The following is a 12,289-nucleotide window of genomic DNA, read 5'->3' as shown; positions in this document are numbered from 1 at the left end:
GGGGAGTGTACATGACGGTATGGAGCAGCAGCAGACCTGTGTTTGAGACGGATGAGCGGGGGACACATCTGAATACCGCTTGGGAAGGGCACCGCAGATTCGGCTATGACTTGGTCCGTCATATACAGCCGAACCGGGTAGTGGAGTTAGGAACTTATTATGGAGCTTCTCACTTCGCCTTCTGTCAGTCTGTCAAGGATCATGGGCTTGCAACGGAATGTTACGCAGTCGATACGTGGCTGGGCGACCAGCATTCGGGACTGTACGATGAATCCTGTTACCAATCCGTGCAATCCTCGTCGGCCACCTATTACCCCGGGATCTCCCATCTGCTGCGAATGACCTTCGACGAGGCATTGCTTCAATTTGCAGACCGAAGCATCGACTTGCTGCATATTGACGGCCTTCACACCTATGAGGCGGTTAAGCATGATTATGAGTCCTGGCTGCCGAAGCTGGCGGATCAAGGTGTTATTCTGTTCCATGATATTGCGGCTATGCAAGACGACTTCGGCGTGCACCGCCTGTGGGAAGATCTTCAGAAGCAGTACTATGCAGTACAATTCGAGCATAGCTATGGGCTTGGCATTCTGATGCCCAAGGGCTGTTCCCCGGTAACCTTGTCTATGCATGCCAACTGGAATGTAATCAAGCCGATGTACCCATAATGAATGCAGCTTGAAATGTCATGCTGCATGCAATGTGCTGCAATCAAGATCACTTCCCTGCGGCGAGCATACCGAGAATCGTCTGGACGACCAGCTCCGGCTGATCATGAATGATCATATGCCCGCTTTTCTCGGCGACTATAAGTTCACTGTTGGAAGACAGGTTCAGCATACTGCGCTGGCCTTCCTGCCAGATTGCTTCCAGCCGCCGGCCCGCATCTTCGGAGACTCCGAAGGATGCATAGTCCTGAGGTAAGCCTCGGGCGATCACCTTGACCGGGAGTGAGCCGAAGTTCTGTCCCCGGATGGCATCCTCGGTAGAGCTGGCGAGCGCTGCCTCCTGCTCCTTGGCGGCAAAATAACTGGGCGTGGAAATAACGTTAATGAACGCGCCGCGGTCTTGTGGAGCAACCAGCCCCGTGAGTAGATGATCCTGGAATAGCCGCAGCACACCGGATCGCTTAAGTAGACTCAGCAGGGAAGCACTGGGGTTGCCGGCAATATTCTCAGCGGCCAGAATCGGCTTTGTCTCGCGGTCGTCATTCTCGGGTCTGGCATCAATCAGCACCAGCCCGGTTACTTCTGCTGGGTAGGTCTGAGTGAACAGCCGGGCGTACATGCCGCCGAGAGAGTGGCCGACCATCAAGTAGGGGCCGGGAATGTCTGCATTTCTCAGTGCCGTATGCAGCTCACGAACGATATTGGCGCCTGAGCGTTCCGTATCCGCCTGCTCGCTCCAGGCATACCCGGCCCTATCATAAGTGACAACGGTAGCATGTTCAGCTAACTGTTCAGGAATATCTCTCCACGACAGGCTGGTTTCGCCGCTGCCTGCTTCCAGAATGATAGTCGGGGCTCCCGCTCCCAGCTGGCGAATGTGGAGGTTATAGCCTCCGGCATCCACCAATTGACCCGGTGCAGGATAGCTTTTACGGGCGGAGTGGGAGGCAACGGCTTCATATAGGAACCCTGACCCTGCGAGAAGCAGGACAGCAGACACAAGGATCAGCAGGAGCTTAAGCAGCCTGCTTCGCGATTTCGGTGCAGCAGGTTTCGGATGACTTGAAGAGTTGGTCATGGGGATAGGTTCGTCTCCTTTTTTACAATACAATTGTATTATTTAAAAACAGTATAACAGCCTGTCCCGCAATTAAGCAATGTCCTAAGACCTGGGAAAATAGCTGTCTCCACAGCCGGATCTGACGGACCAGCCGTTTAAATCTCTCTCCACAAGGGTAAAGTAAAAACAAATAAAACCGGAAGAGAAAGGCGGTAAGCTTATGCTGTGGGGATTAATCGGACTTGTAGTAGTAGTATGGCTGTTAGGCCTTATCTTTAATTTCATGGGTAACATGATTCATCTGCTGCTGTTTGTCGCAGCGGTCCTGTTCGTGATTAACCTGGTTAAGGGACGGACGCGCAGATAAAGGAAAATGAGTGGATCGGATTAGGCAGCAAGCATGTGTCCCTGTGAAGGGGGCATGTGCTTTTTGATGTTAAGTATGGCGGATGTCTGGACACTCATTCCCTTGTTGCCTATAATTAATGAAAATGAATGAAAATGTACATGGAGGAGATTCAATGCGCAAACCGATCATCGCCGTCGATATGGATGATACCATCTGTCATCTCGTGAAGCGTGCGATATACCACAATAACATTGAGTTTCCTACACATCCGCTTCGCTACGAGGATATGATGGATTGGAACACGGACCATCTGCGCCATCCGGACAGCACCATGGATCTTTTCTTCGGCAGACCGGGTCTCTACGAGGAGCTGGAGCTGTTCGACGAATATGTGGTGGAAGAGATGGAGAAGCTGCACAACGCCTATGACGTTATTATTGTGACGGCCGCTGTCCCGAAGACGGTGCTGGAGAAATGGAACTGGCTGCAAAAGCATATGCCGTATATCCCGGCCGACAATTTCTTCACCTGCAAGCGGAAGCATCTGATCGGCTACGATCTGCTGATTGATGATGGCCCGCATAATCTGCTGCCCGCCGTTCAGGCAGGGAAGAAGGTACTTTGTATCCCGCATCCGTGGAACCTGAGGGTACGGGAGCAATACTCTTTTCCGTTGATGACCTCCTGGGAGGGTGCATCGGCACGGGTGGATGAGATTTTGCAGGCGTAGGGTGAACCTGAACTTGAATAACCGCTTGAAGATGAGCCTCGCTGCTGCGGGCTTATTCTGCTATGTCCGGAAGACCTGTCTGCCGCCTGTCCTGCCATAAATCCGCTGTCGAACATTATCAGTATTTGCGGTATGATAAATATATCATTGCGTTTTTTGCTCCAAGGAGGATTGCTGGTTTGTATATAAGGTTGAAGCGTAAGCTTCGTCAAAGTCAAAAGCTGAGCCTGACCACGCTGCTCACAGGTCTGGTGACACTGGTGGTTCTGCTAACTTCGAGTATTCTTCTGCTCGGTTCGTATGAGTCCAAGAAGCGGTCCTTAATGGAGACCACGCTTCATCTGAATTACCTCAATGCTGACCGGATGTCCAAGACGATGGATTCCTTATTTCAGTCTATGCACGGGACTCTGGAATACAACGCTATCAGGCTGTCTGACATAGATGCTATGCCGCCGCAGGAAGTGAATGCTTCTCTGGATCTGATGCGCAGCAGCAGTAATTTCTTCAATTCCATCACGGTGGTTGACGCCAGCGGACTCATCCGCAATATTTCGCCAGCCAGTATAGGGACCGCAGGCAAGCACGTCAGCTCAACGAATAGCAAGGAAGCCTTAGCACTCCGCAAGCCGTATATTTCTTCCCCTTATTTGACAGCCAATACCAAGCGGTTAATCGTATTTTTGAGCCAGCCGATCTTCGACGCTGCGGGTACCTATGCTGGAATCCTTAGCGGCACCATCTATCTTCAGGAGAATAATGTGCTGTCTGAGATTTTTGATAATGGGCAGGAGGATGATTCGGGGGCTTATTATTATATTGTGGATTCGCAAGGGCATCTGGTCTATCACCCGGATAAAGCGCGGATCGGCACAGATGTCAGCAGTAATGACGTTGTGCAGCAGCTGTTGAATAAGAGAAGCGGAGAACAGCCTGTCACGAACACCCGGGGCATTGAGATGCTGGCCGGTTACTCCAGTGTGCCCGCTAATGGCTGGGGCATTGTAGTCGTCTCCCCGATTAGCCAGATTCATCAGGAACTGATCGGGCATTTCCGTACCCTGATCGGATTTTCCTCCATACCGTTCATTCTGCTGCTGCTGGGCGTTATTCTGCTGGCGCGCAAATTTGCGCGTCCCTTCGTCTATCTGTCAGATGTCGTGAGCAGAATGGGCAAAGAACAGATAGAATTGCAGGAAGCGAAACGGTATTGGAGCCGGGAGGCGTATTTACTGACAGACGGCGTGTCGCTTGCCCTGGCCAATATCCGGCAGCAGACCGAGCAGTTGACCCATGAAGCCGAGACTGATGTGCTGACCGGTCTGATGAACCGCAGGTCCCTGGAGCATACGATCAGCCAGCGGATGAGCTCGGGTGTTCCCTTTTCACTGGTGCTGCTGGATATTGATAAGTTCAAGCTGGTCAATGACACGTACGGCCATAATCTGGGCGATGAAGTTCTGCAGCATGTCGTCCGGGTCATTGTAACCTCGCTTCGCCCGGATGATGTCTGTTACCGCTATGGCGGGGAGGAATTCGTTATTCTGCTGGCCCGGACTACGCCTGCGGAAGCCTTCAGCGCTGCTGAGCGAATCCGTCTTGCTGTCGAGCGGAGCCAGGCGCCGATTGCGGCGCAGCTTACGATTTCACAGGGAATTGCCCACTATCCATCGCATGCCGGCGACCTTACGGGACTGCTTGTGAAGGCGGATCAGGCCTTGTATCTGGCGAAAAGCAGAGGGCGGAACCAGTCGGTGATTACGGAGTCTTAGCCGAATTACTTTGAATTGTGATTATCGCGCTTTGAGTGCTTTTGCGTTATAATCGAGAAAAATTTCCTGAAGGTGGAGCATTGTGAGAATTGGTACCAAAAGATTACGCCTTCAGACCACCATCACTCTGATGATCTGCCTGATCGTCGTGCTGGTGCTGCTGATTGTGTATATGATGTTCGGCATGAGATTCTCCGAAGAGGCCCGGTCCTCTCTGGAGAACAAGGCCATCACCATTGCCCGTACGGTCTCCCGTACGCCGGGAGTGGTGGACGGGCTGCTTGCCGAGCGAGATTCCGGCAGTATTCAGCGGTATGCTATGGATATCAGCGCCATCAATGACGTGCAATTCGTGGTCGTGATGGATATGGGAGGCATTCGCCGCTCGCACCCAGATCCAGCCCTGATCGGCAAGCACTTCATGGGCGGGGATGAGGCGGATGCGCTGCACGGCAAGGAGACCATATCCGTGGCTGAAGGCTCGCTCGGTTATTCCGTGAGAGCGTTCTCACCGATTTTTGCCGCTGACGGCAGGCAGGTTGGAGCAGTAGCAGTAGGCATATCGCTGGGCAGCGTCCGTTCCGCCGTACAGCAGAACCGCTGGATTATCTACTCGGGCATCCTGGTCGGCGGGCTGATGGGGATATTAGGTGCCGTCCTGCTCGCCCGCAAAATCAAGCGGATGATGTTCGGCATGGAGCCGGGAGAAATCGCCAAATTGCTGGAGGAGCGCAGCGCCATGCTGCAATCGACCAAGGAGGGGATTCTGGCCGTCGATAAGGAATCGCGGATTACCCTTGTGAATGCCGAGGCCCGGAGGCTGATGGGCAGCGTTGGCTTGAACCAGGAACCGCTAGGCAAGCAGGCCGGGCAGTTCTGGCCGCTGCTGCGGATGGAGAAGGTGCTGGAGACCGGAGAGGCCTTGCAGGACAAGGAAGTGGAGCAGAGCGGCATCACGCTGCTGGTGAATGTGGTCCCGGTCCGGGTGAACGGAATTATCGAAGGCGCGATTGCTACGTTCCGGGACAAGACTGAGATCAGTATTCTGATGGAGCGGCTCTCCGGCATCTCCCTGTACGCCGAAGCGCTGCGTGCCCAGACCCATGAGTTCATGAACAAGCTGCATGTCATAATGGGACTGAATACGATGCGCAGATACGACCGGCTTGAGGAATATCTCACGGATATTGTGCAGAATATCCAGACAGAGGCGGACTCGGTGGTCCGGCAGGTCAAAGACCCGGTGATGGTCGGCTTCCTGCTCGGCAAGCTCAGCAGAATCAGGGAGGCCGATGTGCGGCTGGTGATCCGGGATGAAGGTATGCTGCCTGAAGCAGCAGATCATGAGGTAGCGCGGGAACTGGTCACCATTGCAGGTAACCTGCTGGACAATGCGCTGGAAGCACTCCAAGGTGCAGACGGTAAGCAGATCGAGATTGGATTCCGGTACAAGGACAACCAGCTTACTCTTCTGGTTAGTGATAACGGGACAGGCATCGCTGCAGAGAATGGGGCGCACTTGTTTGAGCAGGGCTATTCGACCAAAGGCGGAGACCGTGGCGTCGGACTGTATCTGGTGTATCGGAGTGTGGTCAAGCTGGGCGGGACGATTACGTATGACAGCCGGGAAGGGGAAGGCACCGAATTTACGGTGCAGATCCCTTATAGAGCGAAGGGTGATGCTAATGGCTGAAGCCTATGAGAATGATGAAGAGTGAAGATAATGAATGAAAAGGGAAGATAATGAATGAAAAGTGAAGATAATTAAATGAAAAGGGTGGAAAGCCCATGAAGAGTGGTGATCAGCCATTATGATCAAAGTACTTATTGTTGAAGATGATCCTATGGTGTCGGAGATGAACAAGTTCTATGTCCAGCAGGTGGAAGGCTTCCGAGCCGATGGCTGGGCCAGCTCGGCGGAAGAAGTGCTGAGTATGCTGGAGAAGCAGGCCTATGACCTGATCCTGCTCGATATTTACATGAAGGAGAGCAACGGGCTGGAGCTGCTGTCCGAGATCCGGCGCAGGGGCGTGAAGATCGATGTCATCGTCATCTCGGCGGCGAGCGACAAGGAGAGCATTCAGGAAGCGCTGCAGAACGGGGCGGTGGACTACTTGATCAAGCCGTTTGAGTTCGCTAGGCTCCGGGCCGCCCTGAACGGATACCGGGAGCAGAATAAGCTGTTCCGCAGCCAGGAGCGGCTGAACCAGTCGGAGCTGGACAGGCTGGCGAGATTCAAGCAGGAGCGGACATCTTCGCAGGAGCTGGCGAAGGGCTTCACCCGGCAGACGCTCCAGACCATCTGGCGTGCCGTGGAGGCCTGCGGCAGCGAGCTGTTCTCCGCTGAGGATATCTCGGCGGTATCCGGCATCTCCCGCGTCTCCGCCGGCAAATACCTGATCGGGCTGACTGAGATGGGCGTGCTGGAGATGGATCTTGTCTACGGCAGCATCGGCCGCCCGGTGCAGAAATACCGGCTCGCTCCGAACGGCAAGAGTTTGATTACTAAGTATATTTAAGTCCAACTAACTAGTTCTGGAGCTCCTGCCGCGCATCCTGCGGCGGGGCTTTTTGTGTTGTGCAGACAGCGGAAGTGGGTTGGGGGCAGAAAGTGGGTTGGGGGCTGAAAGTGGGCTGGGAGCCGAAAGGAAAGGGATAAATCCCTTTGAATTGGCTGAAAGTGGGCTGGATGCTGAAATGGAAGGGATAAATCCCTTTGAATTGGCTGAAAGTGGGCTGGATGCTGAAATGGAAGGGATAAATCCCTTTGAATTGGCCGAAAGTGGGCTGGATGCTGAAATGGAAGGGATAAATCCCTTTGAATCCCAGCAAAAGTCGGCGATAGGCGCAAATGAGGAGCACAAGTGCACCTGAATTAGCCAAAAGTCAGCGGTAAGCGCAAATGAGGAGCACAAGTGCACCTGAATTAGCCAAAAGTCAGCGGTAAGCGCAAATGAGGAGCACAAGTGCACCTGAATTAGGCAAAAGTCGGCGATAGGCGCAATTGAGGAGCACAAGTGCACCTGAATTAGGCAAAAGTCAGCGGTAAGCGCAAATGAAGAGCACAAGTGCACCTGAATTAGCCAAACGCCAGCGGTAAGCGCAAATGAGGAGCACAAGTGCACCTGAATTAGGCAAAAGTCAGCGGTAAGCTCAAATGAGGAGCACAAGTGCACCTGAATTAATCAGACTACGTATTAAGCTCCCATACTAACTAATGTTACCTGCCTTCCCATGATACTACCAGCCTCTGACCCGCCGGAACTCCAGCATACTTCCTCCCCAGCACCTATAATCAAATTCGACCATGTAGAGTGCTCTACTACTCCCCGTCAATCCCCCCGCCCTCACTCCTACCTCTATCCTGATAGCGCTTACTTTAATAATTTACAAAACCCCTTTATTACTTTCATAAAAACAAAAGCGCTTTCAAAGCAGCTATGATGAATTTGTAAAAGAGTTAAGGAGGTAAGGTTAACATGCAAAAAGCAATTCAACCCCCACTTTCGGTACCGGAACAGCAGCCTGTTGTACTGAAGCAAGGAGAACAGGGCTTCGTCCAGAAGGTTCTGCATTTAAAGGTAGGCGTTATTCCGCTCCCGCTCTACGTGGTATTTGCACTCATTATTTTTGCGGCTTCTGTGCTTGGTGAACTGCCAAACGACATGATCGGCGGCTTTGCAGTAATTATTGTCCTGGGGGTGCTGCTCAGTGATCTGGGCTTCAAGCTTCCGATTCTGAAAAATATCGGCGGTCCCGCGATCCTCTCGCTAATGATCCCATCGTTCCTGGTGTTCTGGAATGTGCTCGACCCTTCGGTGCTCGAATCAGTCAACACGCTGATGAAGACATCGAACTTCCTCTACCTGTACATCTCGATTCTGGTAGCCGGAAGTATTACAGGGATGAACCGGACCACGCTGATTAACGGCTTCATCCGTATTTTCATTCCGATGATGGCCGGAACGATCGCTGCAGTCGCTGCGGGGATGGGCGTAGGGATGCTGCTCGGCTATAGCGCACACCGGACGTTGTTCTACATCGTTGTGCCTATTATCGGCGGCGGCGTTGGGGAAGGCATTCTCCCGCTGTCCATCGCGTTCTCGCAGATCCTCGGCGGGGAATCCGGTTCCTATGTGGCCCAGATGATTCCGGCGGCGGTGATCGGCAACGTGTTTGCGATTATCGGAGCGGGCCTGCTCAAGCGGATGGCTGACAAAAATCCGTCCATTACCGGGAACGGTGTCCTGGTGAAATCGAAGGATGGCCAGAAGCTGGCGGGCAGCACGTATGACAGCGCGAAGCCGGACTTCCTGCTGATGGGCGCGGGCCTGCTGTTCGCCTGCGGATTGTTCATCACCGGACACCTGCTGTCGCCGTTTGTCGGCATTCCGGGTCCGATCCTGATGATCTTCGCAGCGGCACTATTGAAGATTTCCAAGCTGCTCCCGTCCAAAATCGAGCAGGGTGCTTATCAGCTCTACAAGCTTGTGTCTGGCACGTTAACCTGGCCGCTCATGGTCGGCCTGGGGATGCTGTACATTCCGCTGAAGGATGTCGCGGCCCTGATCTCACTTCCTTATATTATTGTCTGCGCTACAGTGATTGTGGCGATGACGATCACTGGCTATTTTACCGGCAAATGGGTCAACATGTATCCGGTCGAAGCAGCGATTGTTACCGGGTGCCGCGGCGGTCTAGGAGGAACTGGCGATGTAGCGATTCTGTCGGCCTCCGGACGTATGGAGCTGATGCCATTCGCACAGATTTCTACACGTATCGGTGGAGCTATTACGGTGGTTGTGGCCACGCTGCTCATAGCAGTATGGGGCGGCTAAGCGAGGCGCACCAGCACTAGCCGATTCGCATGAATCACATGAAATCGCCTTCAATCGTGTCTAAATCATGGACAATTTGCAGATGTCAGCTTTTGTATTGCCAATCCATTCATTATCGCGGAGAATGACTACAGGAGCATATGAAACGCATAGTTGACGGGGCTGCACCCGGGCCTGGAAAGGTTCGGATGCAGGAAGCTCCGCTATATATAGAAAGATCCGAGAGGGATGTAACAAACGGTGAACCAGTTGAATGGAGGAATTAATATGGAACTATTAGAAGAAATTATGTTGCTGCATAAAGGCGGTAAGCTTGAAACTACCCTGAAGCATCCGATTCTGTGCAAAGACGACCTGTCCAAAGTCTACACGCCGGGTGTGGCGAAGGTCTGTCAGGCGATTGCCGACGATCAGTCCCAGGCTTATGAGCTAACCACGAAGAAGAATACCGTAGCTGTCGTATCCGATGGCACGGCTGTACTGGGGCTTGGCGATATCGGGCCGAAGGCGGCCATGCCGGTTATGGAAGGTAAGGCAGCGCTGTTCAAGCAGTTCGCAGACGTAGACGCCGTGCCGATATGCCTGGACACCAAGGATACCGAAGAGATTATTGCGATTGTAAAAGCGCTTGCCCCGACGTTCGGCGGCATTAACCTGGAGGACATTTCCTCTCCGCGCTGCTTCGAGATTGAAGCCAGACTAAGAGCCGAGCTGGACATTCCGGTCTTCCATGATGACCAGCATGGTACGGCAATTGTCGTAACTGCCGGATTGCTGAACGCACTCAAGGTATGCGGCAAGGATATTAAGGATGTCAAAATCGTGGTCAACGGCATCGGTGCAGCAGGCATCTCCGTCTCCAAAATGCTGCTGCATGCCGGAGCGGTGAACCTGATCGGCGTGGACCGGGAGGGCGCGATTAACCGGTTGGCGGATTATGAGCGCAGCCATTGGAGCGATTTTGCCCAGATTACGAACCCTTATCTAGAAATCGGTAGTCTGTCCGATGTGATCAAAGGCGCGGATGTCTTCATCGGAGTCTCTGCACCGGATGTGCTGAAGCTGGAAGATGTGCTGAACATGGCCACCGACCCGATTGTCTTCGCTATGGCGAACCCGATGCCGGAGATTGATCCCGCCATTGCTGCGCCGCATGTAAGAGTCATGGCGACCGGCCGTTCCGACTATCCGAACCAGATTAACAATGTACTGTGCTTCCCTGGGATATTTAGAGGGGCGCTGGATTGTGAAGCTACGGATATCAATGAAGACATGAAGCTGGCGGCTGCAGAGGCGATCTCCTCCGTGATTGACCCGTCTGAGCTGCATGAGAAATACATTATCCCAGACGCCTTCGATCCGCGGGTAGTAGAGAGAATCCGCATGGCTGTAGCCGAAGCGGCAGCCAAGAGCGGCGTAGCCCGCAAGAACCTGCTCGTCGGCATTAACTGATTCCTATATTAATATTAATGAAGATACACAAACGGCAAGCTCGTCAGATGAGCTTGCCGTTTGTGTATCTTTTGGGGTCCCCGCAAAGTATCTGAGTCATCATCGAAGCCAAAGCCCCACTTTGTGGGGTTATTTTGTATGTTTTGGGGTCCCCGCAAAGTATCTGAGTCATCATCGAAGCCAAAGCCCCACTTTGTGGGGTTAATTTGTATGTTTTGGGGTCCCTGCAAATGGGGTAATGAACGGGAGATTCTGGGCCGGATATGGAAGTACCCGGTTGTACATAAATCTGATATCGGAGGGAAAGAGATGAGTGAGCATGAAGTGGAAGCTATCGGCTGGGATGCGATAGAGAAACAGATGACAGGGATATACGGACAACAGGAACCTAAGCATTATGCTGCAATGCTGCCCTATAGCCTGGGGGGGAATGACCCGCTGAACGGAATCAGCGCCTATGCAGCCGAGCAGCCATACCCGCATTGGCATTTCGTAACCTTCGGGTTCTCCGAGCTGTATGAGAAGGAGTCTGAAGACCTTGAATACAGCGGCTACGGCTTCGAGCTGACCTTCCGTCTGGCGCGTAGTAGCGGCGAGCAGGAGCCTCCAGCCTGGGCAATCAATCTGCTGCAAAACATGGCCAGATATGTATTCTCCAGCGGCAATATCTTTGCTTCCGGCCATCATCTGGATGCCAATGGCCCCATATGCCTCGGGGCTGATACCCTGCTGACGGCGCTGGCGTTCACCGATGACCCGGAGCTTCCAGCTGTGGATACGCCGAACGGCCGTGTGGAATTCCTGCAGATGGTAGGAATCACAGCGGACGAGCTGGAAGCGATGATTTCCTGGAATACCAATGCCTTCCTGGAGGCCAGCCAGGAGGTGCTCCCTCTCTATATCACCGATCTTGACCGGGATTCGCTGCTCCGGCTTCCTGTCATCCAGGAGGCGGTACGTCAGGGCATCGAGCGTGACGGGTCGCAGACGGGCATTCTGTATGTGGATGAACTGGATTATGAGCCGGGCAAAAGCCGCCTGATCGGCACAGCACCTGCTGTCCTGACCATAGGCGCAAGGCAGGCACCGACTATAGCCAAGCTGCTGCGCGGCCGTCTGCTGAAAGGGAAGCCGCTGACCCTGACCAGCAAGAAGCTGCAGGTGATGCTGGAGCGCAGACCCGATAACGAGAGTGTGGTCAACGAGGACTTTGTCAGCCTCGGCTTGACGGAAGAGGCGGTCCTGGAGCTGGAGGAGAAGCTCCAGCCTAAGGAAGGGGAGCTCCGGTTGTCTGCCGCCAAAGGATTGAAGGTGCAGATCCGCAAAACCTATATCAAAGACCAGGAAGGTAATGTGGTCAAGACTATCGGATAATCAGAGCCAAGGCCTGAAGTCTGGATAATGTATGCGTACAACCGAA

The 12,289-nt window shown here is 53.4% G+C and carries 11 protein-coding genes; 10 read left to right on the top strand and 1 reads right to left on the bottom strand.

The genetic code is table 11. The annotated features are described in order from the left end of the window. The first annotated feature begins 11 nt into the window (after positions 1 to 11). On the top strand, positions 12 to 668 hold the full coding sequence (locus NSS83_RS09620) for a class I SAM-dependent methyltransferase (protein WP_341184653.1): 657 nt from the start codon (positions 12 to 14) through the stop codon (positions 666 to 668). Between the two features lie 49 nt (positions 669 to 717). Here NSS83_RS09620 and NSS83_RS09615 read toward each other — a convergent pair whose 3' ends face one another. Then, entirely contained in the window at positions 718 to 1,746 is a 1,029-nt protein-coding gene (locus tag NSS83_RS09615; RefSeq protein ID WP_341348118.1) for an alpha/beta hydrolase, read from the bottom strand. A gap of 202 nt (positions 1,747 to 1,948) precedes the next feature. Between NSS83_RS09615 and NSS83_RS09610 the strand changes: the two genes are divergently transcribed. From NSS83_RS09610 to NSS83_RS09570, 9 genes are all read left to right on the top strand, one after another. Then, on the top strand, positions 1,949 to 2,095 hold the full coding sequence (locus tag NSS83_RS09610) for a lmo0937 family membrane protein (RefSeq protein WP_341348117.1): 147 nt from the start codon (positions 1,949 to 1,951) through the stop codon (positions 2,093 to 2,095). Positions 2,096 to 2,249: 154 nt separating this feature from the next. Further along, entirely contained in the window at positions 2,250 to 2,807 is a 558-nt protein-coding gene (locus NSS83_RS09605) for a hypothetical protein (protein ID WP_341184655.1), read from the top strand. A gap of 179 nt (positions 2,808 to 2,986) precedes the next feature. Beyond that, entirely contained in the window at positions 2,987 to 4,579 is a 1,593-nt protein-coding gene (locus NSS83_RS09600; protein ID WP_341348116.1) for a diguanylate cyclase, read from the top strand. An 82-nt stretch (positions 4,580 to 4,661) separates the two neighbouring features. Beyond that, positions 4,662 to 6,272 carry a DcuS/MalK family sensor histidine kinase gene (gene dcuS, locus NSS83_RS09595; protein WP_341348115.1) on the top strand — a complete coding sequence of 537 codons (1,611 nt, stop codon included), beginning with the start codon at positions 4,662 to 4,664 and terminating at the stop codon, positions 6,270 to 6,272. Between the two features lie 118 nt (positions 6,273 to 6,390). After that, positions 6,391 to 7,098 (top strand): response regulator, encoded by a 708-nt coding sequence (locus tag NSS83_RS09590; protein ID WP_341184658.1) that lies wholly within the window; start codon positions 6,391 to 6,393, stop codon positions 7,096 to 7,098. A 97-nt stretch (positions 7,099 to 7,195) separates the two neighbouring features. Continuing rightward, a complete protein-coding gene (locus NSS83_RS09585; protein ID WP_341184659.1) occupies positions 7,196 to 7,453 on the top strand; it encodes a hypothetical protein in 258 nt (85 codons plus the stop codon). A gap of 605 nt (positions 7,454 to 8,058) precedes the next feature. Then, complete coding sequence (locus NSS83_RS09580) at positions 8,059 to 9,417, top strand: 2-hydroxycarboxylate transporter family protein (protein ID WP_341184660.1); 1,359 nt, start codon at positions 8,059 to 8,061, stop codon at positions 9,415 to 9,417. A 267-nt stretch (positions 9,418 to 9,684) separates the two neighbouring features. Further along, the gene (locus NSS83_RS09575; RefSeq protein WP_341184661.1) at positions 9,685 to 10,869 is read left to right on the top strand and encodes a malic enzyme-like NAD(P)-binding protein; all 1,185 of its coding nucleotides are present in this window, start codon (positions 9,685 to 9,687) and stop codon (positions 10,867 to 10,869) included. A 309-nt stretch (positions 10,870 to 11,178) separates the two neighbouring features. Next, positions 11,179 to 12,243 carry a suppressor of fused domain protein gene (locus tag NSS83_RS09570; protein ID WP_341184662.1) on the top strand — a complete coding sequence of 355 codons (1,065 nt, stop codon included), beginning with the start codon at positions 11,179 to 11,181 and terminating at the stop codon, positions 12,241 to 12,243. Positions 12,244 to 12,289 lie beyond the last annotated feature (46 nt).

Source organism: Paenibacillus sp. FSL H3-0469, assembly GCF_038051945.1.
Lineage (GTDB): Bacteria > Bacillota > Bacilli > Paenibacillales > Paenibacillaceae > Paenibacillus_AQ.
This window is presented reverse-complemented; position numbering and strand designations above follow the sequence as displayed.